Below are 24,344 nucleotides of genomic sequence, written 5' to 3'. Positions count from 1 at the left end.
AGACAGGGTTCACTTGGTCAGCACGAAGCCCTTGAGCTTGGCAAAGGCGGCATCGACCAGCGCCTTCTGCTGTTCCTGGTGCAGGTGCGCGTAGCCGACGGCCGGAGAGGCCGAGGCGGCGCGGCCGGCATAGCCCAGCTTCTGGCCTTCGCTCATGTTCTCGTGGATGTAGTGCTGCACGAAGAACCAGGCGCCCTGGTTCTGCGGCTCGTCCTGGCACCACACCACATCCACCAGGCTCGGGTACTTCTTGAGTTCGGTGGCGAAGGCCTTGTGCGGGAACGGGTACAGCTGCTCGACGCGGATGATGGCCACGTCGTCCGAACCCCTCTCCTCGCGCTTCTTGACGAGGTCGTAGTAGACCTTGCCCGAGCAGGCGATGACGCGCTTGACCTTGGCCGCGCCCTTGGCGATGGCTTCGCTCTGGTCGGGGATGACGGTCTGGAAGCTGCCCTTGGTGAACTCGGACAGCGGCGAGGTCGCGTCCTTGTTCCGCAGCAGCGACTTGGGCGTCATGATGATCAGCGGCTTGCGCAGGTTGCGGACCTGTTGGCGGCGCAGCACGTGGAAGATCTGGCTGGCCGTCGTCGGCTGCACGATCTGCATGTTGGTGTCGGCCGCCAGCTGCATGAAGCGCTCCAGGCGGGCCGAGCTGTGCTCGGGCCCCTGGCCTTCGTAGCCGTGCGGCAGCATCAGCGTGATGCCGTTGACGCGGCCCCACTTCACCTCGCCGGAGGCGATGAACTGGTCGATCACGACCTGCGCGCCATTGACGAAGTCGCCGAACTGGGCTTCCCAGATCACCAGCGTGTTGGGGTCGTTGGAGGCGTAGCCGTATTCGAAGCCCAGCACCGCCTCTTCGGACAGGATGGAGTCGATCACGACGAAGGGCGCCTGGCCATCGGCCGCGTGGTGCAGCGGCGTGTAGGTGCCGGTGTCCCACTTCTCGCGGTTCTGGTCGTGGATCACGGCGTGGCGGTGCGTGAACGTGCCGCGGCCGCAATCCTCGCCCGACAGGCGCACCGGGTAGCCGCTGGCCACCAGCGAGGCGAAGGCCATGTGCTCGCCCATGCCCCAGTCGACGTTGATCTCGCCGCGGCCCATGGCGGCGCGGTCGGCGTAGACCTTCTTGACCAGCTGGTGCGGGGTGACGCTGTCCGGGATCGTGGTGATGCGTTCGGCCAGGCGCTTCCACTCGGTCAGCGGAATGGCGGTGTCGCCGGCATCGGTCCAGCGCTTGTTGAGGAAGGGCGACCAGTCGACCGCGTACTTGCTCTTGAAGTTGCTGATGGTGATGGCTTCGGCGTGCTTGCCCGAGTCCATGGCGGCGCGGTAGGCCTTGACCAGGTCGTCGCCCAGCGTGTCGCCCAGGCCTTGCGCGGCCAGCTTGTCGGCGTACAGCTTGCGCGTGCCGGGGTGCTGGGCGATCTTCTTGTACATCAGCGGCTGCGTCAGGCTGGGCGTGTCCTGCTCGTTGTGGCCCAGCTTGCGGAAGCAGACGATGTCGACGACCACGTCCTTGTTGAACTCCTGGCGGTAGTCCAGCGCGAACTGCGTGGCCAGCACGACGGCTTCGGGATCGTCGCCGTTCACGTGCAGCACGGGCGCTTCGATCATCTTGACGACGTCGGTGCAGTACAGCGTGGAGCGGCTGTCGCGCGGGTCGCTGGTGGTGAAGCCGATCTGGTTGTTGATGACGATGTGGACCGTGCCGCCGGTGTAGTAACCGCGCGTCTGGGCCAGCGCCAGCGTTTCCATGATGACGCCCTGGCCGGCGAAGGCCGCGTCGCCGTGCACCAGCACGGGCAGCACGCTGTCGCCTTCGGTGTCGCCACGGCGGTCCAGGCGTGCCTTGACCGAGCCTTCGACCACCGGGTTCACGATTTCCAGGTGCGAGGGGTTGAAGGCCAGCGACAGGTGGACCGGGCCGCCAGGCGTGGACACGTCGCTGGAGAAGCCCTGGTGGTACTTCACGTCACCGGCCGGCAGCTCCTCGGGTGCGGTGTGGTCGAACTCGGCGAACAGGTCGGCCGGCAGCTTGCCGAGGATGTTGACCAGCACGTTCAGGCGGCCACGGTGGGCCATGCCGATCACGACCTCCTGCACGCCGCGCTTGCCGGCTTCCTGCACCAGCTCGTCCATGGAGGCGATGAAGCTCTCGCCGCCTTCCAGCGAGAAGCGCTTCTGGCCCACGTACTTGGTGTGCAGGAAGCGCTCCAGGCCTTCGGCCGCGGTCAGGCGGTCGAGGATGTCCTTCTTCTTCTGCGCGTCGAAGTTGGGCTTGCTGCGGATGCTTTCCAGCCGCTGCTGCCACCAGCGCTTCTCGTTCTGGTCGGTGGCATACATGTACTCGGCGCCGATGGCACCGCAGTACGTCTCGCGCAGCGCGTTCGTGAGGTCGCGCAGCGACATCGTGTTCTTGCCGAAGAACGTGTTGCTGGTGTTGAACACGATCTCCTGGTCGGCGTCGGAGAAGCCGTAGAACGACAGTTCCAGCTCAGGGATGTCGTCGCGCACATCGCGCTTCAAGGGATCCAGGTCGGCCCAGCGTGCACCCACGTTGCGGTAGGCGGCGATCAGCTGCTGCACGGCCGTGCGCTTGCGGCCCATCTCGGAGTCGGCGCCGCTGGCCACCACGACGGTGGTCTGGCCTTGCTTGGCCCGTTCGGCGAAGGCGTTGACGACCGGCAGATGCGGCACGTCGCGCATGTTGGTGCCATCGACGGCGGGCACGTGCTGCAGCGCGTCGAAGTACTCGCGCCAGTTGTCGGGCACGCTGCCCGGGTTGGCGAGGTAGTTCTCGTAGAGCTCTTCGACGTAGGGCGCGTTGCCCCCGAAGAGATAGGTGTTGTTCAGGTACGCCGAGTAGATCGACGGTGGCGTTGCACTCATTGCGCTGACCTCCGCTCCCCTTGGGGGAACATTAGCTGGTGAATTAACCTTCCGCGGCACGGCTGAACCGGTTGGCGGATGCGACTGTGGCTAGGAAGGGCCTTAGTTCGGCGCGGATTATCACACCGAAAACTCGAGGGGGCGCGCCAGGCCGGGGCCTGTTGCGCCGATCTCACGCAGCGTGCGGTGTCGCTGCGCAGGCGTGTCAGCGCCCCACGAGGTCGCGGATCTGCTGCAGCGCGCCGGGATCTTCCATGGTCGTGAGGTCGCCCGTGTCGCGCCCTTCGCAGACGGCCTGGATCGCGCGGCGCAACAGCTTGCCGCTGCGCGTCTTGGGCAGCAGCCCGACGAACTGCACGCGCGCAGGCCGCGCCAGCGCGCCGAGCTGGCCGTCGACCACCTTCATGATCTCGCCCTCCAGCCGCAGCCTGGCCGCGTCGTCGCCGAGCCCGCTGGCGTCCCGCGCCACGACGAAGGCCATGGCCACCTGGCCCTTGAGCGGATCGGCCACGCCGACCACGGCCACCTCGGCCACGTTGGGGTGGCCCGAGATGCTCTCCTCGATCTCGCGCGTGCCCAGGCGGTGGCCGGCCACGTTGATCACGTCGTCGGTGCGGCCCAGGATGTAGTAGTAGCCGTCGGCATCGCGCACGCCCCAGTCGAAGCTGCTGTAGACGCGCTTGCCGGGGATGCTGTCCCAGTAGGTCGTGACGAAGCGCGCGTCGTCGCGCCACACGGTCTGCATGAAGCCGGGCGGCGTCGGGCCCTGGATGACGACCACGCCCTTCTGGCCGGGTGCCGTGAGCTCTTCGCCCGTGGCCTCGTCGAGCAGGCGCACGTCGAAGCCATACATCGGCACGCCCGGGCTGCCGAACTTGCTGGGCATCTTCTCGACGCCGTTGGCCACCGTCATGAGCGGCCAGCCGGTCTCGGTCTGCCAGTAGTTGTCGATGACGGGCACGCCCAGGGCCTCGCTGATCCAGCGGCCCGTGGGCTCGTCCAGCGGCTCGCCCGCCAGGAACAGCGCCCGCAGGCTGGAGACGTCGTACTTGCCGAGATGGGCAGGGTCTTGCTTCTTGAGCACGCGCACGGCCGTGGGCGCGCTGAACATCACCGTGGCCTTGTACTTCTCGACCAGCGACCACCAGATGCCCGGGTCGTTGCCGCCGTCCAGCCCGCGCGTGGGAAGGCCTTCGTACAGGATGGTGGCCATGCCGCCGATCAGCGGACCGTAGACGATGTAGCTGTGCCCCACGACCCAGCCGATGTCGCTGGTGCAGAAGAAGGTCTCGCCCGGCTTGCCCATGAAGATGTGCGGCAGGCTGGCAGCCAGCGCCACGGCGTAGCCGCCGGTGTCGCGCTGCACGCCCTTGGGCTTGCCCGTGGTGCCGCTGGTGTACAGCGTGTAGCTGGTGTGCGTGGCGTCGACCCAGGCACACGGGACCGTGGTGTCCAGATGCTGCGCGCGCAGTGCCGCGTAGTCATGGTCGCGGCCGGGCGTGCGCTCCATCGGCGCGAGGCCCCGGTCGACCAGCAGCACCGCCGGGGGCTTGTGGTGCGCCAGGCGGATGGCCTCGTCCAGCAGCGGCTTGTAGGGGATCACCTTGCCGCCGCGCGAGCCGGCATCGGCGCTGACGATCACCTTGGGTTCGGCGTCGTCGATGCGCGATGCCAGCGAGCCGGAAGCGAAGCCGCCGAACACCACCGAATGGATGGCGCCGATGCGCGCGCAGGCCAGCATGGCGAACACCGCCTCGGGCACCATGGGCATGTAGACCTGCACGCGGTCTCCCTGCACCACGCCGAGCGCCAGCAGCGCCGCGGCCATGCGCTGCACCTCGGCATGCAGTTCGGCGAAGCTGTAGGTCTTCTCCACGCCGGTCTCGGTGGAGACATGGATCAGCGCGGCCTGCCCGGCGCGCGTGGCCAGGTGCCGGTCCACGGCGTTGTGGCACAGGTTGGTGGTGCCGCCCGCGAACCAGCGCGTGAACGGCGCGCGGCTGTCGTCGCAGATGGTTCGGGGCGCCTGCTGCCAGTCGATCAGCCGCGCCTGCTCGGCCCAGAAGGCATCGCGGTCTTGGAGCGAGCGGCGGTAGAACTCTGCGTAGGCGGACATGTCTTCCTCGGTTGTTGGAGTGCGGGCGCGCGCAGCATGCCCGCGCGGGCCGCGTCCACGCAATCGGGTGTTGCACTCGGATACTGCGCTGGCACAATTTGTCGATGCCCGCCGCGACGCATTCCGCCACCATGCCCTGCCGAGGGATGCGGACGTGAGCCCGCGGGACAAGCCGGCCATCTTCCAGCTGCTGGCCCTGCTCGAGGCCCGCTACGCCATGCGCGTGCTGTGGGCCCTGCGCGATGGCCATGCCCAGACCTTCCGGCTGCTGCAGGACAGCGTGGGCGGTGTCACGCCCAACACGCTGAACACGCGCATCAAGGAATTGCGCGAGGCCGGCCTGCTCACGCACGGCAGCGAGGGCTACCTGCTCACACCCGCCGGCACCGACCTGGTCCGCCGGCTCGGCGAATTGCCGGCCTTCGCCCACAAGTGGGCCACCGCGCGCCCACGCCGGGCGCCCGCCGCCCCACCCACCACACCCCCCGGAGGAGAACCCGATGCACCACCACCTGCGGCCTGAAGCCGCGCTACCCGAGGACCACGCAGACGCCGTGCTGGTCGGCCGCGTCTGGCAGGAAGGCCTGGGTGCCGTGCTGGTCCAGGTGCGCGCCGATGGCGTGTACGACCTGTCGCGCCTGGACCCCACCTGCAGCGCCCTGCTCGAACACGACGATCCCGCCGCGGCCGTGCGCGAGCACGGCGGCGAGCGCATCGCCGACACCGCGGCCGTGCTGGCCAACTCTGCCTGGGACGCACGCGACCCCGCCCTGCCCTGGCTGCTGGCGCCCTGCGACCTGCAGGCCATCAAGGCGGCCGGCGTGACCTTCGTGGCCTCCATGCTCGAACGCGTGATCGAGGAGCAGGCCCGCGGCGACGCCGGCCGCGCCGAAGCCGTGCGCCGCGCCGTGGTCGGCGTGATCGGCGACAACCTGGCCAGCATCCGCCCCGGCTCCGAAGAGGCCATGCGGCTCAAGGAGGTGCTGATCGCCCAGGGCGCCTGGTCGCAGTACCTGGAGGTCGGCATCGGACCGGACGCCGAGATCTTCACCAAGTCGCAGCCGCTCAGCGCGGTGGGCACGGGCGCCGAGGTCGGCATCCACCCCGGCAGCGCCTGGAACAACCCCGAGCCCGAGGTGGTGCTGGCCATCGACAGCAATGGCCGCGTCAAGGGCGCGGCGCTGGGCAACGACGTGAACCTGCGCGACTTCGAGGGCCGCAGCGCGCTGCTCTTGGGCAAGGCCAAGGACAACAACGGCTCGTGCGCCATCGGCCCCTTCATCCGCCTGTTCGACGCGCAGTTCGGCATCGACGACGTGCGCCGCTGCGACCTGACCATGCGCGTGACCGGCGAGGACGGCTTCGCCATGGATGGCGCCAGCAGCCTGTCCAGGATCAGCCGCGACCCGCTCGACCTGGCCGGCCAGGCCATCGGCAAGAACCACCAGTATCCCGACGGGCTGGTGCTGTTCCTGGGCACCATGTTCGCGCCCACGCAGGACCGCCACGGCCCCGGCCAGGGCTTCACCCACGCCATCGGCGACGTGGTGACGGTGGCCACGCCGCGCCTGGGGCTGCTGGCCAACCGCGTCAACCACAGCGACAAGGTCGCGCCCTGGACCTATGGCGCCGGCGCACTGATGCGCGACCTGGGCCGCCGGGGGCTGCTGGCATAATCGCCCGCTTTTCGCGCGCCCCTTTCCGGGGCGCCGCCACTTTCAGGAGCCCCGCATGACCACCACCGCTTCCGGACTGCAATTTGAGGACACCACCGTGGGCTCCGGCGCCGAGGCCAAGGCCGGCCAGCACGTCACCGTGCACTACACCGGCTGGCTCTACAACGACGGCCAGCAAGGCGCCAAGTTCGACTCCAGCCGCGACCGCAACGACCCCTTCGAGTTCGGCCTGGGCGCCGGCATGGTCATCCGCGGCTGGGACGAAGGCGTGGCCGGCATGAAGGTCGGCGGCCAACGCACGCTGATCATCCCGGCCGAACTGGGCTACGGCGCGCGCGGCGCCGGCGGCGTGATCCCGCCGAACGCCACGCTCAAGTTCGACGTGGAACTGCTGGCCGTCGCCTGAGCGCGGCAAGCACCGCACGGGCCGGCAACACGCCGGCTTTTTTTCGCCTTCCGTGCGGCTCGACCCTTGAAACGACAGGGTCAATCCCTAACTGTTAGCCGTTGTGACCTTTTTCAAGCCATTCAAGCGCATGACAGACCCGACCCAACCGAACGACAAGTCCGCCGAGCAAGCCCCCTACACGCCCGAGGAACGCGAAGCTGCGGCATTCGCCACCGAGGCCGACGTGCTGGCCCAGACCCAGGCCGAACTGGCCACGCTCAAGGCCAAGAGCGCCGAACTGGCCGACCAGTTCCTGCGCGCCAAGGCCGAGGCAGAGAACGCGCGCCGCCGTGCCGAGGACGAGATCGCCAAGTCGCGCAAGTTCGCCGTCGAAGGCTTTGCCGAGAGCCTGCTGCCGGTGGTGGACAGCCTGGAAACAGGCCTGTCGCACACCGACGCCACGGTGGCCCAGGTGCGCGAAGGCGCCGAGGCCACGCTGCGCCAGCTCAGGAGCGCGCTGGAGCGCAACAAGGTGCTGCAGATCAATCCCGCCGCGGGCGAGAAGTTCGATCCGCACCAGCACCAGGCCATCAGCATGGTGCCCGGCACCGGCCAGGAACCCAATACCGTGGTCGGCGTGCTGCAAAAGGGCTACCTGATCGCCGAGCGCGTGCTGCGTCCTGCGCTGGTGACGGTGGCTGCACCGCAGTAAGCCTGCGATCTGCACCGGCGATCCACACCCAGCCCCCTTGAAACCCACCGGGTTATCCACAAGTTAGCAACAGTCGGCAGCGGCACAGGCCGCTGGCCCACAGTCACCAAACATCTCAGGAAGAGCAGGAGAAACCACCATGGCAAGAATCATTGGCATCGACCTTGGCACCACCAACAGCTGCGTGTCCATCATCGAGGGCAACACGCCCAAGGTCATCGAGAACTCCGAGGGCGCGCGCACCACGCCGTCCATCGTCGCCTACCAGGAAGACGGCGAAGTGCTGGTCGGTGCCTCGGCCAAGCGCCAGGCCGTGACCAACCCCAAGAACACGCTGTACGCGGTCAAGCGCCTGATCGGCCGCAAGTTCACCGAGAAGGAAGTGCAGAAGGACATCGACCTGATGCCCTACCAGATCGTGGCCGCCGACAACGGCGACGCCTGGGTGCAGGTGCGCGGCAACAAGATCTCGGCCCAGCAGGTCTCCGCCGACATCCTGCGCAAGATGAAGAAGACCGCCGAGGACTACCTGGGCGAGCCCGTGACCGAGGCCGTGATCACGGTGCCGGCCTACTTCAACGATGCCCAGCGCCAGGCCACCAAGGACGCCGGCCGCATCGCCGGCCTGGAAGTCAAGCGCATCATCAACGAGCCGACCGCTGCCGCACTGGCCTTCGGCATGGACAAGCAGGAAAAGGGCGACCGCAAGATCGCCGTGTATGACCTGGGCGGCGGCACGTTCGACGTGTCGATCATCGAGATCGCCGACGTCGACGGCGAGAAGCAGTTCGAGGTGCTGTCCACCAACGGCGACACCTTCCTGGGCGGCGAAGACTTCGACCAGCGCATCATCGACTACATCATTGCCGAGTTCAAAAAGGAACAGGGCGTCGACCTGTCCAAGGACGTGCTGGCCCTGCAGCGCCTGAAGGAAGCGGCCGAGAAGGCCAAGATCGAGCTGTCCAACAGCGCCGCGACCGACATCAACCTGCCCTACGTGACGGCCGATGCCTCCGGCCCCAAGCACCTGAACATCAAGCTCTCGCGCGCCAAGCTCGAGGCCCTGGTCGAAGAGCTGATCGAACGCACCATCGCGCCCTGCCGCACGGCCATCAAGGACGCCGGCGTGTCGGTGTCCGACATCCACGACGTGATCCTGGTCGGCGGCATGACCCGCATGCCCAAGGTGCAGGACAAGGTCAAGGAGTTCTTCGGCCGCGAGCCGCGCAAGGACGTGAACCCCGACGAAGCCGTCGCCGTGGGCGCGGCCATCCAGGGCCAGGTGCTGTCGGGCGACCGCAAGGACGTGCTGCTGCTGGACGTGACGCCGCTGTCGCTGGGCATCGAGACGCTGGGTGGCGTGATGACCAAGATGATCACCAAGAACACCACCATCCCGACGAAGTTCGCGCAGACCTTCTCGACCGCCGACGACAACCAGCCGGCCGTGACGATCAAGGTGTTCCAGGGCGAGCGCGAGATGGCCACCGGCAACAAGCTGCTGGGCGAGTTCAACCTCGAGGGCATCCCGCCGGCAGCGCGCGGCACGCCGCAGATCGAGGTGTCGTTCGACATCGACGCCAACGGCATCCTGCACGTGGGCGCCAAGGACAAGGGCACAGGCAAGGAAAACAAGATCACCATCAAGGCGAACTCGGGCCTGTCCGAAGCCGAGATCCAGCAGATGGTGAAGGACGCCGAGCTCAACGCGGCCGACGACAAGAAGAAGCTCGAGCTGATCCAGGCCCGCAACCAGGGCGAGGCTTCGGCGCACAGCGTGAAGAAGAGCCTGGCCGAGCACGGCGACAAGCTGGAAGCCTCCGAGAAGGAAGCGATCGAGTCCGCGCTGAAGGCGCTGGACGAGGCGCTCAAGGGCGAGGACAAGGCCGCCATCGACGAGAAGACCACGGCGCTGATGACGGCGTCCGCCAAGCTCGGCGAGAAGGTCTATGCCGACATGCAGGCCAAGCAGGCCGCCGAAGGCGCAGCGGCGGCCGGTGCCGCCGGTGCGGCCGGCGCTGCCCCGGGTGCCGAGCAGCAGGCCTCGGCCAAGCCGGCGGACGACGATGTGGTCGACGCCGAGGTCAAGGAAGTCAAGAAGGGCTGATCCGGCCCGCCCGCACGCCGCGCCGCAGCCATCGAGGGGCTGCGCGCGGCGTTCCCGTTTGACCGAGAGCGCAGAGCCGACCCGAACGAACCATGTCCAAACGCGATTACTACGAAGTCCTCGGGGTGCCCAAGAACGCCTCGGAAGACGAAATCAAGAAGGCCTATCGCAAGCTGGCGATGAAGCACCACCCGGACCGCAACCAGGGTGACAGCGCCAAGACGGCCGAAGAGAAGTTCAAGGAGGCCAAAGAGGCCTACGAAATGCTGACCGACGGTCAGAAGCGCGCCGCCTACGACCAGTTCGGCCATGCCGGCGTGGACCCGAACATGCGCGGCCCCGGTGGCCCGGGTGCGGAAGGCTTCGGCGGCTTCGCCGAGGCCTTCGGCGACATCTTCGGCGACATGTTCGGCCAGCAGCGCGGGCGCGGCGGCGCCGGCGGTGGCCGCCAGGTGTTCCGCGGCAGCGACCTGTCGTACGCGATGGAGATCACGCTCGAAGAGGCCGCGCGCGGCAAGGACGCGCAGATCCGCATCCCGAGCTGGGAAGCCTGCGACACCTGCCACGGCAGTGGCGCCAAGCCCGGCACCCAGCCCAAGACCTGCACCACCTGCAACGGCCAGGGGGCCGTGCAGATGCGCCAGGGCTTCTTCAGCGTGCAGCAGACCTGCCCCACCTGCCGCGGCACCGGCAAGATCATTCCCGAGCCGTGCAGCGCCTGCCATGGCCAGGGCAAGATCAAGAAGCAGAAGACGCTGGAGGTGAAGATCCCCGCCGGCATCGACGACGGCATGCGCATCCGCTCGGTCGGCAACGGCGAGCCGGGGTCCAACGGCGGCCCGCCGGGCGACCTGTACATCGAGATGCGCATCAAGAAGCACGACATCTTCGAGCGCGATGGCGGCGACCTGCACTGCACCGTGCCCGTGAGCTTCATCACGGCGGCGCTGGGCGGCGAGATCGAGGTGCCCACGCTGTCGGGCAAGGCCGCGATCGACATCCCCGAAGGCACCCAGGCCGGCAAGCAGTTCCGCCTGCGCGGCAAGGGCATCAAGGGCGTGCGCGAGAGCTACCCGGGCGACCTGTACTGCCACATCGCGGTGGAGACGCCGGTGAAGCTGACAGAGCACCAGCGCAAGCTGCTGCGCGAGCTGGAAGACTCGCTGCGCAAGGGCGGGGGCAAGCATTCGCCCTCGGGCGAGAGCTGGACCGACCGGCTGAAGAAGTTCTTCAGCGCTTGATGAACGACGCGGGCCTTGAGCCCGCGTTTTCTTTGGGCACTCAGAACAGGCTGGCCTGACCGTCCAGCGACGGACGGCGGAACAGGCCGAGGTCTGACGCTGCACGCTCGCGGTTGAAGCCCAGCTTCGCGCAGGCCTTCTCGAAGCGCTGGCGGATCAACTCGGCCCAGATGCCGCTGCCCTTCATGCGCGTGGCGAAATCGCTGTCGTAGTCCTTGCCGCCGCGCATCTCCTGCACGCGCGCCATCACGCGCTCGGCCCGGTCGGGCAGGTGCAGCGCCAGCCATTCGCGGAACAGCGGCGCCACCTCCCAGGGCAGGCGCAGCACGGTGTAGAAGGCGCTGCGCGCGCCGGCCTCCCACGCGGCGGCCAGCACCTGCTCCATGTCTTCGGTGACGAACGGGATCTGCGGCGCCACGCTCACGCCCACCGGCACGCCGGCCTCTGCCAGCGTGCGGATGGTGCGCAGGCGGCGCTGCGGCGAGGCCGCGCGCGGCTCCAGCGTGCGTGCGATGCCGGCATCCAGCGTGGTGATGGTCACGTAGACGGCGGCGAGCTGCTGCGCTGCCATGGGGGCCAGCAGGTCGAGGTCGCGCTCCACGCCGCTGGACTTGGTGATCAGCGAGAACGCGTGCCGGGCGTCCTGCAGCACCTCGATCACGCTGCGCGTGAGCCGCAATTCGCGCTCGACCGGCTGGTAGCAGTCGGTCACCACGCCGATGACCAGGCCCTGCGGCACATAGCGCGGCCGCGCCAGCTCGCTGCGCAGCAGCTGCGCGATGTTGCGCTTGGCGATGATCTTGGTCTCGAAGTCCAGGCCCGGCGACAGGTTCAGGTAGCTGTGGGTGGGGCGTGCAAAACAGTAGATGCAACCGTGCTCGCAGCCGCGGTAGGGGTTGATGGACTGCTCGAAGTAGATGTCGGGCGACTGCTGCTGCACGATGGCGCTCTTCGCGTCCTCGAAGATCACCTCGGTCTGCAGTGGCGCACCGGCCTCGGCGCCCTGCTCCTGCAGCGTGCCCCAGCCGTCGTCGAAGGCGTTGCGCGCGTCCCTGGAAAAGCGGTGCGCGATCTGCGTGGCGGCGCCGCGGCCCTTGAGCGCGGCGACAGGAATGGAGGTCTCGCGGGCCATGGCTTGAGTACTGGTTGTTTAACCAGTATATTGTGCAGGCTTCGGAGCGGCAAGCGGCGTTGTCGATTTCCAGCCCGCCGCTTCGTCGTGCCCCTGTCCCCCAACCCCTCACAGGAGTTTCCATGGCCCGCGTCAGCACCTACCTCAACTTCAACCGCAAGACGGAAGAAGCCTTCGACTTCTACCGCAGCGTGTTCGGCGGCGAGTTCATCGGCGGCGTGCACCGCATGGGCGAGGCGCCGGCCATGCCGGGCCAGCCGTCGCTGCCCGATGCCGACAAGCAGCTCGTCATGCATGTGGAGCTGGCCACGCTCGGCGGGCACGTGCTGATGGGCACGGACGCACCCGAGTCCATGGGCTTTCAGCTCACCCAGGGCAACAACGTGCACATCAACCTCGAGCCCGACACGCGTGGCGACACCGACCGGCTGTTCGCCGCGCTGTCGCAAGGCGGCAAGGTCGAAATGCCGCTGCAGGAGATGTTCTGGGGCGACTACTTCGGCAGCCTGACCGACCGCTTCGGCACCTGCTGGATGTTCAACTGCGCAAGCAAGACCTGAGATGGCGAACTCCCCCGCCCTGCCCTGCCGCGCCGGCGTGATCCCCTGCCTGCGCTACCGCGACGCGCATGCCGCGATCGCCTGGCTCTGTACCGCGTTCGGCTTCGAGCGCCATGCGGTGCACCTCGACGACCAGGGCCTGGTCGCCCATGCACAACTCGTGTTCGGCAACGGCATGGTCATGCTCGGCTCGGTGAGTCCCGAGCCCACGCCGTGGGGTCGCCTGATCCGCCAGCCCGACGAGATCGGCGGCGCCGAGACGCAGTCCGCCTTCCTGGTGGTGTCCGATCCCGATGCGGTCTATGCGCGCGCCAAGGCCGCGGGCGCGAGGATCCTGCTGGAGATCAAGGACGAGGACTATGGCGCGCGCGGCTTCACCTGCGCCGATCCGGAGGGCCATGTCTGGAACTTCGGCAACTACGATCCGTGGACCAGCGCGCCCTGACCTCCAACTGACCCCGGGTAGACGGGCCGAAAAAGCTTGCGCCGGAAGGGAAACACCAAAGGGGACGCCATCATCCATCGATAAAATTGATCGAGATGTCCCTGGCCCTGCTCGTCCTCATTCCCTTCCTCGGCAGTGTCCTCGCGATGTTCATGCCGTCGTACGCCCGCAACCGCGAGGCGACGCTGGCCGGCCTGGTGGCGCTGGGCTGTGCCATCCACCTGGGCATGCAGTTCCCGCAGCTGGCCGATGGCAACGTGCTGCGCGAGGAATACCTGTGGCTGCCCACGCTGGGCGTGAACCTCGTGCTGCGGCTCGACGGCTTCGCGTGGCTGTTCGGCATGCTGGTCACCGGCATCGGCACGCTGGTGGTGCTGTACGCGCGCTACTACCTGTCGGCCTCCGACCCGGTCCCGCGCTTCTTCTCGTTCTTCCTGGCCTTCATGGGCTCCATGATGGGCGTGGTGCTGTCGGGCAACCTCGTGCAGATGGTGCTGTTCTGGGAGTTGACCAGCCTGTTCTCCTTCCTGCTGATCGGCTACTGGCACCACCGCAAGGATGCGCGCCGCGGCGCGCGCATGGCGCTCACGGTCACGGGCGCGGGCGGGCTGTGCCTGTTCGCGGGCGTGCTGCTGCTGGGCCGCATCGCCGGCAGCTACGACCTCGATGCCGTGCTGGCCGCAGGTGCGCAGATCAAGGCCCATGCGCTCTACCCCGCCGCGCTCGTGCTGGTGCTGCTGGGCGCCTTCACCAAGAGCGCGCAGTTCCCGTTCCACTTCTGGCTGCCGCGCGCGATGGCGGCGCCCACGCCGATCTCGGCCTACCTGCATTCGGCCACCATGGTCAAGCTCGGCGTGTTCCTGCTGGCACGGCTGTGGCCGGCGCTGGCGGGCACCGAGCAGTGGTTCTGGCTGGTCGGCGGCGCCGGCGCCATCACGCTGCTGCTGGGCGCCTACGTGGCGATGTTCCAGAACGACCTCAAGGGGCTGCTGGCGTACTCGACCATCTCGCACCTGGGCCTGATCACGCTGCTGCTGGGCATGAACAGCCCCATGGCCACGGTCGCGGCCGTCTTCCACATCATGAACCATGCGACCTTCAAGGCCTCGCTGTTCATGGCCGCCGGCATCATCGACCACGAGACCGGCACGCGCGACATCCGCAAGCTCTCGGGCCTGGCCAGGCTCATGCCCATCACCGGCCTGCTGGCCATCATCGCAAGCGCCTCCATGGCCGGCGTGCCGCTGCTGAACGGGTTCCTGTCCAAGGAGATGTTCTTCGCCGAGACCGTGTTCCTGCAGTCCACGCCCTGGGTCGACCGCGCGCTGCCGGTGCTGGCCACGGTGGCCGGCCTGTTCAGCGTGGCCTACTCGGCGCGCTTCGTGTTCGATGTGTTCTTCGGCCCTTCTTGCATCGGCGCCGTGCCCAAGCCGCCGCACGAGCCGCCGCACTGGATGCGCGTGCCGGTCGAGCTGCTGGTGCTGGCCTGCCTGGTGGTGGGGGTGGCGCCGGAATGGTCGGTCGGCCCGCTGCTGGCCGCGGCCGCAGCCCCCGTGGTCGGCGGTGAGCTGCCCGAGTACAGCCTGGCGGTCTGGCACGGCTTCAACCTGCCGCTGGCCATGAGCTTCGTCGCGCTGGCCGGGGGCGCCGCGCTGTACCTCGTGCAGCGGCGCCAGCGCGAAGCCGGCCGCCTGTCACGCACGCCCGTGCTGCACCGTTTCGACGGCCAGCGCGTGTTCGAGAACCTGCTGGCCCGCGCTTCGGAGGCCGGCCGCCGCAGCCGCCGGCTGCTGGCCACCCAGCGCATGCAAACGCAGTTGCTGCTGCTGGTCTGCGTGGCGCTGGCCGGCGCCGGCGCCTCGCTGTGGTTCGCCCCGGCCACGCCCGGCGAGCGCTCGCCGCTGCCGTTCTCGCCCATGTTCGCCATGACCTGGGTGATCGGCTGCATCTGCGCCATCGGCGCCGCCTGGCAGGCCAAGTTCCACCGGCTGGCCTCGCTGATGCTGGCCGCCGGCGCCGGGCTGACCTGCTGCCTGACCTTCATCTGGTTCTCCGCCCCCGACCTCGCGCTCACGCAGCTGGTGGTCGAGGCCGTCACCACCGTGCTGATCCTGCTGGGCCTGCGCTGGCTGCCCATGCGCAGCAAGTTCGTCAAGCAGTCCGCGCGCGAGCGCATCCTGCCCTGGGGCCGGCGCGGCCGCGACCTGACCGTGGCCATCGCGGCGGGCTGCGGCATGGCGGCACTGGCCTGGCTGGTCATGACGCGCAACTTCCCGGGCAGCATCTCGCCCTTTTTCCTGGACCGTGCACTGACCGAGGGCGGCGGCACCAACGTGGTCAACGTGATGCTGGTCGACTTCCGCGGCTTCGACACCTTCGGCGAGATCACGGTGCTGGGCATCGTTGCGCTGACGGTCTATGCGCTGCTGCGGCGCTTCCGGCCTGCGCCCGAATCCATGGCGCTGCCGCCGCAGCAACTGGCCCAGTCCGACGACGGCAGCAGCGACGTGTTCAACCCGCGCCTGGCCAAGGACACCGCGGTGGGCTACCTCATGGTGCCGGCCGTGCTGGTGCGCCTGCTGCTGCCACTGGCGGTGCTGGTGTCGGTCTACTTCTTCCTGCGCGGCCACAACGCGCCGGGCGGCGGCTTCGTCGCCGGTCTGGTGATGTCGGTGGCGCTGCTGCTGCAGTACATCGTCTCGGGCACGGAGTGGGTGGAGGAGCACCTGCGCATCTACCCGCGCCGCTGGATCGCCATCGGCCTGCTGCTGGCACTGGCCACGGGCGCCGGCTCCATCGTGCTGCAGTACCCCTTCATGACCACGCACACCGCCCACGTGACGCTGCCGGTGCTGGGCGAACTGCACGTTCCCAGCGCACTGTTCTTCGACATCGGCGTGTTCGCGCTGGTGCTGGGCTCCACCATGCTGATCTTGACGAGCCTCGCCCACCAGAGCGTGCGCAGCCACCGCTGGTCCGAGGAGCAGGACCAGCGCCTGGCCGAAGCGCGCGCCGCCCTCTCCGGCAACAGCAGCGAGGACCACTGATTTGGAAGCCGTCCTCGCCATCGCCATCGGCGTGCTCACCAGTTCGGGCGTGTACCTGCTGCTGCGCCCACGTACCTTTCAGGTCATCATGGGCCTGACGCTGATCGCCTACGCCGTGAACCTGTTCATCTTCAGCATGGGCCGGCTCAAGGTCGACAGCGAGCCCGTGCTCGTGCCCGGCGTCATCGCCACGCTGGCCAACACGGCCGACCCCATGCCCCAGGCCCTGGTGCTGACGGCCATCGTGATCGGCTTCGCGATGACGGCGCTGTTCCTGGTCGTGATGCTGGCCTCGCGCGGCCTCACGGGCACCGACCATGTGGACGGCACCGAAAAGAGCGAAGGAGGGCAGGAATGAACAGCCTGCACCTGCTCTTCGACGACGCCATGCATCTGCTCGACCGGCTGCTGGAGTTCAGCATGCCGCACCTGATCGCGGCGCCCATCCTGCTGCCCATGCTGACGGCCGCGCTGATGCTGCTGCTGGACGAGCGCCACCGCCGCACCAAGGCCACGCTGACGGTGGTCTCCGGCCTGCTCGGCATGCTGGTCTCGCTGGCGTTGCTGCGCTGGGTCAATGCCGCCGCCACAGGCGACGGGCCGGGCTCGATCGGCGTGTACCTGTCCGGCAACTGGATGGCGCCGTTCGGCATCGTGCTGGTGGCCGACCGGCTCTCGACCATGATGGTCGCGCTCACGGGTGTGATCGCGTTCGCCGCCTCGATCTACTCCACCTCGCGCTGGGACCGTGCCGGCGTGCACTTCCACCCCATGCTGCAGCTGCAGCTGATGGGCCTGAACGGCGCGTTCCTGACGGGCGACCTGTTCAACCTCTTCGTCTTCTTCGAGGTCATGCTGGCCGCCTCGTACGGCCTGCTGCTGCACGGCTCGGGCCGCCAGCGCGTGCAGGCCGGCCTGCACTACATCGCCATCAACCTGGCGGCCTCGTCCATGTTCCTGATCGGCGCGGCCATGCTCTACGGCATGACTGGCACGCTCAACATGGCCGACCTGGGCCAGCGCATCGCCGCGCTCGACCCGGCCGACCGCGGCCTCGTGCACGCGGCCGCCGCCATCCTGGCCACGGCCTTCTTCGCCAAGGCCGGGGCCTGGCCGCTGAATTTCTGGCTGGTGCCTGCCTACGGCAGCGTGGTGGCACCGGTCGGCGCGGTGTTCGCGCTGCTGACCAAGCTGGGCGTGTACACCGTGCTGCGGCTGTGGAGCGTGCTGTTCGGCGTGGACGCCGGTGCCTCGGCCCAGTTCGGCCAGACCGCCATCCTGGGCCTGGGCCTGGTCACGCTGTTCGTCGGCGCGCTGGGCGTGCTGGGCACCCAGCGGCTGGCGCTGCTGGCCAGCTACAGCGTGCTGGTCTCGGCCGGCACGCTGCTGGCCGCCGTGGGCCTGGGCCAGGCCGCCGTCTGGGCCGGCGCGCTGTACTACCTCATGAGTTCCACGCTGGCCGTCAGCGCGCTGTTCCTGCTGGTCGACATCGTCGAACGCTGGCGCAACGGCTCCAGCGTGGCGCCGCATGCGGCCCGGGACGATGCGCCCTTCCTCAGCGAAGACCTGCGCCTGCTGTCCGACGTCAACCTGGACGACAACGCCCAGGCCCTGTATGGCCGCGCCATCCCGGCCGGCGTGGCCTTCCTGGGCCTGGCCTTCATCCTGTGCACGCTGCTGCTGGCCGGACTGCCGCCGCTGGCGGGCTTCGTCGGCAAGTTCGCCATGCTGTCGGGCCTGCTGCAGGCGCCCCAGCTCGGCCATGCCGGCATCGCCGTGATGGTGTTGCTGATCGGCGGCGGCTTCCTCACGCTGGTGGCGCTGTGCCGCGCAGGCATCCGCTACTTCTGGAACCAGCCGCACGCGCACATGCCCGCGCTGCCGGCGCTGGAGGTGCTGCCGGTGGCCGGGCTGCTGCTGGCCGCCATCGGCCTGACCATCGGCGCCGGCCCGGTCATGCAGCACGCCCAGGCCACGGCCCAGGTGCTGCATTCCGGCCTGCACTACCGCCAGGCCGTGATGGCAGCCAGCCCCGTGCCGCCGCCACCGTTGAAGGAGAAGACGCCATGAAGCGCCTGCTGCCCTCGCCGCCGCTGTCGGCCACGCTGTTCGTGGTCTGGCTGCTGCTGCACCAGTCGGTGGAGCCCAGCACGCTGCTGTCGGCCCTGGTGCTGGCGCTGGTGGTGCCGCTGATCACGCAAGGCCTGCGCCCGGCCACCGTGCGCATGCGCAAGCCTCGCGTGGCGCTGCGCCTGGCCGGCGCGGCAATCGCCGACATGCTCGTGTCGGCCAAGAACGTGGCCTGGCTCGTGCTCACGCGGCGCAACGTGCGGCTCAACAGCTACTTCGTCGTCGTGCCGCTGGAGCTGCGCGACCCCAACGGCCTCGCGGTGCTGGCCATGATCATGTGCCTGACGCCGGGCACCGCCTGGGGCGAACTGTCGCTGGACCGCAGCAAGCTGTTGATCCATGTGTTCGATCTGGTGGACGAGGACGACTTCATCGCCCGCCTGAAGCTGCGCTACGAACGCCCGCTGCTCGAGATCTTTCAACCGGAAGGGACCACGCCATGACACCCATCCTGTTCTGGGGCCTCAAGATCGCCCTGTTCCTGCTGGCCGTGGCCATGCTCTGCGCGCTGTTCAGGCTGCTGGTCGGCCCGGCCGCGCAGGACCGCGTGATGGCGCTGGACTGCCTGTACATCAACGGCATGCTGACCATGCTGGTGCTGGGCATCACCTACACCAGCAACGTCTACTTCGAGGCGGCGATGCTGATCGCGCTGTTCGGCTTCGTCGGCTCCACCGTGCTGGCCAAGTTCCTGCTGCGTGGCGAGGTGATCGAGTGAGGAGGCTGCCATGACCCCGCTGCCGATCTGGGCCGAGATCCTGACCGCGCTGTTCGCCGTGGCCGGCGCGGCCTTCGCCGCCATCGGCTCCTTTGGCCTGGTGCGCCTGCCCAGCTTCTACAACCGCATCCACGCCCCCACGCTGGGCGCCACCGCGGGCGCCTGGTGCGTGATGCTGGCAACCGTCGTCTACTTCTCGGTGCAGGGCACCAACCTGTTCCTGCACGCCATCCTGATCGCCCTGTTCGTGGCGCTGACGGCCCCGGTCACCACCATCTTCCTGATGCGCGCGGCCCTGTTCCGCGACCGGCAGAAGGGCGTGGACCTGCCGCACGCCAGCCACTCGCAGCCCCTGCCTCCCGACACCGGCGATTGAGGGGCACCGTGCCGCGCACCGCCTCGTTCTACTGCTTCGCCGCGCTGCCCGACTGCGCCGCGCGCGTGGAGCCCTTGCGCGCGCTGTGCGCGGCGCACGACGTGCGCGGCAACATCCTGCTGGCGCCCGAGGGCATCAACGGAAGCATCGCCGGCCAGGACGGCGCCGTGCAGGCGGTGCTCGACCACCTGCGTGCCGACCCGCGGCTGGCGGCCCTGGCCGTGCGCAGCGCCGCCTGCGCCAGCGTGCCGCTGCACCGCCTCAAGGTGCGCTGCAAGCGCGAGATCGTGACCATGGGCGTGCGCGGCCTGGACCCGGCCGGCCAGACCGGCGAGCACGTGCCGCCCGCGCAATGGAATGCGCTGCTGCAGCGCCCGGGCCTCGTGCTGCTGGACGTGCGCAACCGCTACGAGGTCGCCATCGGCAGCTTCGCCGATGCCGTCGATCCCGCAACCGCGGCCTTCACCGACTGGCCGGCCTGGATCGCCGCGCAATCGCAACCGGGCGGGCTGCTCGACGGCCAGCCGGCCGTCGCCATGTTCTGCACCGGCGGCATCCGCTGCGAGAAGGCATCCAGCCTGTTGCGTGCCCAGGGCTTTGCCGAGGTCTACCAGCTCGAGGGCGGCATCCTTAACTACCTGGAGCAGGTCGCGCCCGCGGACAGCCTGTGGCGCGGCGAGTGCTTCGTGTTCGACGAGCGCGTGTCCTTGGGCCACGGCCTGGCCGCCGGCACGCACAGCCTGTGCCGTTCGTGCCGCCAGCCGCTGGGCCTGGCCGACCGCACCTCGCCGCACTTCGTCGAAGGCGTGCAGTGCGCGCATTGCGCCACGCAGCGCAACGAAGGCCAGCGCGCCGGCTACCGGGAACGCCAGCGCCAGATGGAACTGGCCGCCACGCGCGACGGCACCCACCTCGGCCTGCCCGACCCGGCATGACGCCGCCGCCGCTGCCGCTGCTGTACTCGTTCCGCCGCTGCCCCTACGCCATGCGCGCGCGGCTGGCGCTGCTGGCCGCCGGCCAGGCCTGCGAGCTGCGCGAAGTGGTGCTGCGCGACAAGCCCCAGGCCCTGCGCAACGCCTCGCCCAAGGCCACCGTGCCGGTGCTGGTGCTGGCCGATGGCCAGGTCATCGACGAAAGCCTGGCCATCATGCAATGGGCGCTCGCACGCCACGACCCCCTGGGCTGGGGCCGCCCGAGCGAGGCGACGCCGGCGCAGATGCTGGAGCTGGTGGCAGCCAACGACACGCAGTTCAAGCCCCTGCTGGACCGCTACAAGTACCCAGAGCGCCATGGCGAGCCCGACGGCACGGCCGCACGCCAGGCCTGCCTGCCCTTCCTCATGGCGCTGCAGGCGCGGCTGCAGGCCGGCCCCTTCCTCTGCGGCGGCCACGCCACGCTGGCCGACGCCGCGCTGGCGCCCTTCGTACGGCAGTTCGCCGGCGTGGCGCCGGACTGGTTCGCCGCGCAGCCGTGGCCCGCGCTGCGGCAGTGGCTGGATGGCTGGCAACAGTCGGCGCTCTTCGCCAGCGCCATGCGAAGGCTGCCACCCTGGCAGCCGGGAGACGCCCCCACGGTCTTCGGCCCGGACGAGCCGTAGCGGCAGGCCTACTCGACCGTCACGTGGGCGGCCTTGATCACGGCCTCCCAGCGCGCCTTGTCCTTGGCGATCCACTGGCCGAAGGCCTGCGGCGTGATGGGCATCGGGTCCGCGCCCTCGGTGGCGAGCCGCGCGCGCACGCCCTCGCTGGCCAGCGCCTGGTTGACGCGCATGTTGAGCGTCTGCACCACCGCGGCCGGCGTGCCGGCCGGTGCCACCAGCCCGTACCACTGGTCGGCCTCGAAGCCGCGCGTGCCGGCCACGCCGGTCTCGGCCACGGTGGGCACGTCGGGCAGCTGCGGCAGGCGGCGCGCGCTGGAGACGGCAATAGCCCGCATGCCGCCCGCCCTGATGTGCGGCAACAGCGCCGGCGCGCCGGTGAACAGCAGCTGCACCTGTCCGCCCAGCAGGTCGTTGACCGAAGGCGCCGTGCCCTTGTACGGCACATGCAGCGCCTGCAGGCCGGTCTGCAGCTTGAGGTATTCCATCGTCAGGTGCGCGGCGCTGCCGTTGCCGCCCGAGCCGTAGGCCAACTGCCCGGGCCTGGCCTTGGCGTGCGCCAGCAGCTCGGCCAGGCTGGCCGCAGGCACGGACGGATGCACCACCAGCACATTGGGCACGCCCGCCACCGCCGCCACGGGCGCGAACGCCGCGAGCGGGTCGAAACGCAACCGCGGATACAGCCACGGGTTCACCGCCAGCGTGCCGGTGTGGCCCATGAACAGCGTGTGGCCGTCTGCGGCCGAGCGCGCGGCGCGCTCGGAGGCCAGCGTGCCGCCCGCACCCGGAACGTTCTCGACGACGACGGGCTGCTGCCAGCCCCGGCCCAGCTCCTGCCCGATGGCGCGCGCCAGGATGTCGCTGGAGCCGCCGGGCGTGAACGGCACGAGGATGCGCACGGGCCGCGCCGGATAGTCGCCGGCCGCACGGGCCGGCGCCAGCGTGCCGAGCAGCGGCAGGCCGAGCCAGCCAAGGGCGCGGCGGCGAGACGGTGGAACAGAGGTGGGCATCCGGACCGCCTGCACCATCAGTCCGACCGGGTGCCGGCATCGGCGACGGGCTGCACATGGCGCGCGCGCCCGGACCGCGCGCGGGCGGCGAACCGGGCGCCGTCGGGCGCTGCAGAGATGGTGAAGTGCGGTGGCATGCGGTCCTGTGGAGCGCTTGGCCCGGACGGCCTCAGATCCCCATCGCGACCAGGCCGGCCGCCAGCACCGCCAGCTGCCAGCCCAGTGCGGCGCGCGGGCGCACGATGCGCTGCTCCAGCCGCTGCAGTGCAGCCCCCGCCGCCAGCGACAGCGCGAACGCCACCACCATGCCCAAGGCGTGCACGGCCGCGCCATCGGGCCACAGCCAGGCCCACAGCGCGCCAGTCCCCAACAGCACGGAGAAATGCACGAGGAAGACCGGGTAGGAGATGCGCGACAGCCAGCCGATCCAGCGCGGCGGCTGCCAGGCCATCGCCCCGGCGGCCTGCAGCGCGCCCAGGGCCAGGGCGCACACCCACGCGACCGCGATGCGGTCGCGCCAATCGAGCACCAGCGCGGCGATGCCGAGCGCGGCCACGGCGGCCAGCCCCGCCCAGGGCCGGGCCGAGCGGGCCGACCATCCCGCCAGCAGGCCGAACCCATACGCGCCGAAGAAATACAGCGCCGTCGCCTCGAACCGGTGGTCCAGGTTGCCCCAGAACAGCGAGACCGCCGTCAGGCCCGCGACGGCGGCAGCGGCTGCCGCACCGGGCAGGCGGCACAGCAGCGCCGCCAGCGCGAACAGCTGCAGGTCGATCGCCACGTACCAGACGCCGGCCGAGAGCGCCTCCTCGCCCAGCAGGTCCTGCACCATGAGCAGGTGCGCCAGCAGCTGCGCCCAGGTGGGCGTCGCCGGCGCATCCGGATGGCCGACGCTGTTGCGCACCAGGTCGGCCACCAGGATGGCCAGCACCAGCGCGGCCGCATAGGGCACCAGCAGCCGCAGGTAGCGCCGGCCGACCTGCGCGGGCCACGGCCCGGACGGCCTGCGGCCCGGCCCCATGCCGCGTGCCAGCAGGAAGCCCGAGGCCACCAGGAACAGCTGGACCGCCATGCGGCCGTAGGTGTAGAGCCAGTCGACCACGGCCGGCGCCAGCGGCCGGGCAAGGTCGGACATCGGCCCGTAGAAGGCCAGGTGGTGCCAGACGATCAGCACGCAGGCGAACGCCTTGAGTGCGTCGACCGGCCCGAGCCGATCGGTCATGGAGCCAGGCGCTTCAGGCCAGCAGGCGGCGGCGCGCGGTGTCGTACTCGCGGCGCAGTTGCGCGATGAATTCGCCGGCCGGGCGCACCTTGTCGACCACGCCGATGCCCTGGCCGCAGCCCCAGATGTCCTTCCAGGCCTTCTTGGCGTCGCCGCCGAAGTTCATCTTGCTCGGGTCGCTCTCGGGCAGGTTCTCCGGGTCGAGCCCGGCCGCGCGGATGCTGGGCGCCAGGTAGTTGCCGTGCACGCCCGTGAACAGGTTGCTGTAGACGATGTCGTCGGACGTGCCGGCGACGATGGCCTGCTTGTAGCCCTCTGCCGCGCGCGCTTCCTCGGTGGCGATGAAGGCCGAGCCGATGTAGGCGAAGTCGGCGCCCATGGCCTGCGCCGCCAGCACGGCGCCACCTGTGGCGATGCTGCCCGACAGCGCCACCGGGCCGTCGAACCACTGGCGGATCTCCTGGACCAGCGCGAACGGGCTCTTCACGCCCGCATGGCCGCCGGCACCGGCGGCCACCGCGATCAGGCCGTCGGCGCCCTTCTCGATCGCCTTGCGCGCGAACCGGTTGTTGATGATGTCGTGCAGCACCACGCCGCCATAGCTGTGCGCCGCGGCGTTGATGTCCTCGCGCGCGCCCAGCGAGGTGATGATGATCGGCACCTTGTACTTCACGCACAGCGCCATGTCGTGTTCCAGCCGCTCGTTGGACTTGTGCACGATCTGGTTGATCGCGAACGGCGCGGCCGGCTGGTCCGGGTGGTCGCGGTTCCAGGCGGCCAGGCCCTCGGTGATCTCGATGAGCCACTCCTCCAGCAGCTCCGCCGGCCGCGCATTGAGCGAAGGCATGGAGCCGACCACGCCGGCCGTGCACTGCGCGATGACGAGCTTGGGGTTGCTGATGATGAACAGCGGCGAGCCGATGATGGGCAGCGGCAGGTCGGCCAGGGCGCCAGGCAGTTTGGACATGGGTCTCC

The 24,344-nt window shown here is 69.4% G+C and carries 22 protein-coding genes; 16 read left to right on the top strand and 6 right to left on the bottom strand.

Annotated features, from left to right (window positions below):
• Positions 1-9: 9 nt before the first annotated feature.
• Entirely contained in the window at positions 10-2,892 is a 2,883-nt protein-coding gene (locus ASF44_RS29155; protein ID WP_056902751.1) for a 2-oxoglutarate dehydrogenase E1 component, read from the bottom strand.
• Between the two features lie 205 nt (positions 2,893-3,097).
• Entirely contained in the window at positions 3,098-5,008 is a 1,911-nt protein-coding gene (locus ASF44_RS29150) for a propionate--CoA ligase (protein ID WP_056902750.1), read from the bottom strand.
• A 154-nt stretch (positions 5,009-5,162) separates the two neighbouring features.
• Between ASF44_RS29150 and ASF44_RS29145 the strand changes: the two genes are divergently transcribed.
• From ASF44_RS29145 to dnaJ, 6 genes are all read left to right on the top strand, one after another.
• The gene (locus ASF44_RS29145; RefSeq protein ID WP_056902749.1) at positions 5,163-5,531 is read left to right on the top strand and encodes a helix-turn-helix domain-containing protein; all 369 of its coding nucleotides are present in this window, start codon (positions 5,163-5,165) and stop codon (positions 5,529-5,531) included.
• Complete coding sequence (locus ASF44_RS29140) at positions 5,509-6,684, top strand: fumarylacetoacetate hydrolase family protein (RefSeq protein WP_056902748.1); 1,176 nt, start codon at positions 5,509-5,511, stop codon at positions 6,682-6,684. Before ASF44_RS29145 ends, ASF44_RS29140 begins: the two co-directional genes overlap by 23 nt.
• A gap of 55 nt (positions 6,685-6,739) precedes the next feature.
• Entirely contained in the window at positions 6,740-7,090 is a 351-nt protein-coding gene (locus ASF44_RS29135; RefSeq protein WP_056902747.1) for an FKBP-type peptidyl-prolyl cis-trans isomerase, read from the top strand.
• Between the two features lie 130 nt (positions 7,091-7,220).
• Positions 7,221-7,784, top strand: coding sequence for a nucleotide exchange factor GrpE (gene grpE / locus ASF44_RS29130; protein ID WP_056903068.1), 564 nt, complete (start codon positions 7,221-7,223; stop codon positions 7,782-7,784).
• A gap of 139 nt (positions 7,785-7,923) precedes the next feature.
• Entirely contained in the window at positions 7,924-9,891 is a 1,968-nt protein-coding gene (gene dnaK / locus ASF44_RS29125) for a molecular chaperone DnaK (protein ID WP_056902746.1), read from the top strand.
• A gap of 92 nt (positions 9,892-9,983) precedes the next feature.
• On the top strand, positions 9,984-11,132 hold the full coding sequence (dnaJ, locus tag ASF44_RS29120) for a molecular chaperone DnaJ (RefSeq protein WP_056902745.1): 1,149 nt from the start codon (positions 9,984-9,986) through the stop codon (positions 11,130-11,132).
• A 40-nt stretch (positions 11,133-11,172) separates the two neighbouring features.
• On the opposite strand, the gene ASF44_RS29115 is transcribed toward dnaJ, so the two are convergent.
• Positions 11,173-12,264 (bottom strand): PA0069 family radical SAM protein, encoded by a 1,092-nt coding sequence (locus ASF44_RS29115; RefSeq protein WP_056902744.1) that lies wholly within the window; start codon positions 12,262-12,264, stop codon positions 11,173-11,175.
• Between the two features lie 122 nt (positions 12,265-12,386).
• On the opposite strand from ASF44_RS29115, the gene ASF44_RS29110 reads away from it, so the two are divergent.
• The 10 genes from ASF44_RS29110 (at position 12,387) to ASF44_RS29065 (ending at position 21,137) form a co-directional block, all read left to right on the top strand.
• Positions 12,387-12,824: a VOC family protein gene (locus ASF44_RS29110; protein WP_056902743.1), complete on the top strand. Its 438-nt coding sequence runs from the start codon at positions 12,387-12,389 to the stop codon at positions 12,822-12,824.
• A gap of 1 nt (position 12,825) precedes the next feature.
• Positions 12,826-13,269 (top strand): VOC family protein, encoded by a 444-nt coding sequence (locus ASF44_RS29105; protein WP_056902742.1) that lies wholly within the window; start codon positions 12,826-12,828, stop codon positions 13,267-13,269.
• A 95-nt stretch (positions 13,270-13,364) separates the two neighbouring features.
• Complete coding sequence (locus ASF44_RS29100) at positions 13,365-16,316, top strand: monovalent cation/H+ antiporter subunit A (protein WP_056903067.1); 2,952 nt, start codon at positions 13,365-13,367, stop codon at positions 16,314-16,316.
• Position 16,317: 1 nt separating this feature from the next.
• Positions 16,318-16,674, top strand: a complete 357-nt coding sequence (locus ASF44_RS29095) for a Na+/H+ antiporter subunit C (protein WP_056902741.1) — start codon at positions 16,318-16,320, stop codon at positions 16,672-16,674.
• Entirely contained in the window at positions 16,671-18,386 is a 1,716-nt protein-coding gene (locus ASF44_RS29090) for a monovalent cation/H+ antiporter subunit D (RefSeq protein WP_369820968.1), read from the top strand. The genes ASF44_RS29095 and ASF44_RS29090 overlap by 4 nt, the downstream gene beginning before the upstream one ends.
• The gene (locus ASF44_RS29085) at positions 18,383-18,889 is read left to right on the top strand and encodes a Na+/H+ antiporter subunit E (protein ID WP_056902740.1); all 507 of its coding nucleotides are present in this window, start codon (positions 18,383-18,385) and stop codon (positions 18,887-18,889) included. The genes ASF44_RS29090 and ASF44_RS29085 overlap by 4 nt, the downstream gene beginning before the upstream one ends.
• On the top strand, positions 18,886-19,164 hold the full coding sequence (locus ASF44_RS29080) for a K+/H+ antiporter subunit F (RefSeq protein ID WP_056902739.1): 279 nt from the start codon (positions 18,886-18,888) through the stop codon (positions 19,162-19,164). Before ASF44_RS29085 ends, ASF44_RS29080 begins: the two co-directional genes overlap by 4 nt.
• Positions 19,165-19,174: 10 nt before the next feature.
• Complete coding sequence (gene mnhG, locus ASF44_RS29075) at positions 19,175-19,540, top strand: monovalent cation/H(+) antiporter subunit G (RefSeq protein ID WP_056902738.1); 366 nt, start codon at positions 19,175-19,177, stop codon at positions 19,538-19,540.
• A gap of 8 nt (positions 19,541-19,548) precedes the next feature.
• A complete protein-coding gene (locus ASF44_RS29070) occupies positions 19,549-20,475 on the top strand; it encodes a rhodanese-related sulfurtransferase (RefSeq protein WP_056902737.1) in 927 nt (308 codons plus the stop codon).
• Positions 20,472-21,137, top strand: a complete 666-nt coding sequence (locus ASF44_RS29065) for a glutathione S-transferase (RefSeq protein ID WP_056902736.1) — start codon at positions 20,472-20,474, stop codon at positions 21,135-21,137. Before ASF44_RS29070 ends, ASF44_RS29065 begins: the two co-directional genes overlap by 4 nt.
• An 8-nt stretch (positions 21,138-21,145) precedes the next feature.
• On the opposite strand, the gene ASF44_RS29060 is transcribed toward ASF44_RS29065, so the two are convergent.
• From ASF44_RS29060 to ASF44_RS29050, 3 genes are all read right to left on the bottom strand, one after another.
• A complete protein-coding gene (locus ASF44_RS29060; RefSeq protein ID WP_056902735.1) occupies positions 21,146-22,147 on the bottom strand; it encodes a tripartite tricarboxylate transporter substrate binding protein in 1,002 nt (333 codons plus the stop codon).
• Positions 22,148-22,316: 169 nt separating this feature from the next.
• Positions 22,317-23,369, bottom strand: a complete 1,053-nt coding sequence (locus ASF44_RS29055) for an acyltransferase (RefSeq protein ID WP_056902734.1) — start codon at positions 23,367-23,369, stop codon at positions 22,317-22,319.
• Positions 23,370-23,382: 13 nt separating this feature from the next.
• On the bottom strand, positions 23,383-24,336 hold the full coding sequence (locus tag ASF44_RS29050) for a nitronate monooxygenase family protein (protein WP_056902733.1): 954 nt from the start codon (positions 24,334-24,336) through the stop codon (positions 23,383-23,385).
• Positions 24,337-24,344 lie beyond the last annotated feature (8 nt).

Origin of the sequence: Pseudorhodoferax sp. Leaf274 (genome assembly GCF_001422445.1) — a bacterium.
Lineage (GTDB): Bacteria > Pseudomonadota > Gammaproteobacteria > Burkholderiales > Burkholderiaceae_C > Pseudorhodoferax.
Note: the sequence above shows the minus strand (reverse complement) of the source record. Positions and strands in the feature narration are given on the sequence as shown.

What these genes read in the sequence shown, in the direction of transcription:
- ASF44_RS29155 (WP_056902751.1), bottom strand. Translation starts at nt 2,892, where the DNA reads ATGAGTGCAACGCCACCGTCGATCTACTCGGCGTACCTGAACAACACC.
- ASF44_RS29150 (WP_056902750.1), bottom strand. Translation starts at nt 5,008, where the DNA reads ATGTCCGCCTACGCAGAGTTCTACCGCCGCTCGCTCCAAGACCGCGAT.
- ASF44_RS29140 (WP_056902748.1), top strand. Translation starts at nt 5,509, where the DNA reads ATGCACCACCACCTGCGGCCTGAAGCCGCGCTACCCGAGGACCACGCA.
- ASF44_RS29135 (WP_056902747.1), top strand. Translation starts at nt 6,740, where the DNA reads ATGACCACCACCGCTTCCGGACTGCAATTTGAGGACACCACCGTGGGC.
- grpE (WP_056903068.1), top strand. Translation starts at nt 7,221, where the DNA reads ATGACAGACCCGACCCAACCGAACGACAAGTCCGCCGAGCAAGCCCCC.
- dnaK (WP_056902746.1), top strand. Translation starts at nt 7,924, where the DNA reads ATGGCAAGAATCATTGGCATCGACCTTGGCACCACCAACAGCTGCGTG.
- dnaJ (WP_056902745.1), top strand. Translation starts at nt 9,984, where the DNA reads ATGTCCAAACGCGATTACTACGAAGTCCTCGGGGTGCCCAAGAACGCC.
- ASF44_RS29115 (WP_056902744.1), bottom strand. Translation starts at nt 12,264, where the DNA reads ATGGCCCGCGAGACCTCCATTCCTGTCGCCGCGCTCAAGGGCCGCGGC.
- ASF44_RS29110 (WP_056902743.1), top strand. Translation starts at nt 12,387, where the DNA reads ATGGCCCGCGTCAGCACCTACCTCAACTTCAACCGCAAGACGGAAGAA.
- ASF44_RS29105 (WP_056902742.1), top strand. Translation starts at nt 12,826, where the DNA reads ATGGCGAACTCCCCCGCCCTGCCCTGCCGCGCCGGCGTGATCCCCTGC.
- ASF44_RS29100 (WP_056903067.1), top strand. Translation starts at nt 13,365, where the DNA reads ATGTCCCTGGCCCTGCTCGTCCTCATTCCCTTCCTCGGCAGTGTCCTC.
- ASF44_RS29090 (WP_369820968.1), top strand. Translation starts at nt 16,671, where the DNA reads ATGAACAGCCTGCACCTGCTCTTCGACGACGCCATGCATCTGCTCGAC.
- ASF44_RS29085 (WP_056902740.1), top strand. Translation starts at nt 18,383, where the DNA reads ATGAAGCGCCTGCTGCCCTCGCCGCCGCTGTCGGCCACGCTGTTCGTG.
- ASF44_RS29080 (WP_056902739.1), top strand. Translation starts at nt 18,886, where the DNA reads ATGACACCCATCCTGTTCTGGGGCCTCAAGATCGCCCTGTTCCTGCTG.
- mnhG (WP_056902738.1), top strand. Translation starts at nt 19,175, where the DNA reads ATGACCCCGCTGCCGATCTGGGCCGAGATCCTGACCGCGCTGTTCGCC.
- ASF44_RS29065 (WP_056902736.1), top strand. Translation starts at nt 20,472, where the DNA reads ATGACGCCGCCGCCGCTGCCGCTGCTGTACTCGTTCCGCCGCTGCCCC.
- ASF44_RS29060 (WP_056902735.1), bottom strand. Translation starts at nt 22,147, where the DNA reads ATGCCCACCTCTGTTCCACCGTCTCGCCGCCGCGCCCTTGGCTGGCTC.
- ASF44_RS29055 (WP_056902734.1), bottom strand. Translation starts at nt 23,369, where the DNA reads ATGACCGATCGGCTCGGGCCGGTCGACGCACTCAAGGCGTTCGCCTGC.
- ASF44_RS29050 (WP_056902733.1), bottom strand. Translation starts at nt 24,336, where the DNA reads ATGTCCAAACTGCCTGGCGCCCTGGCCGACCTGCCGCTGCCCATCATC.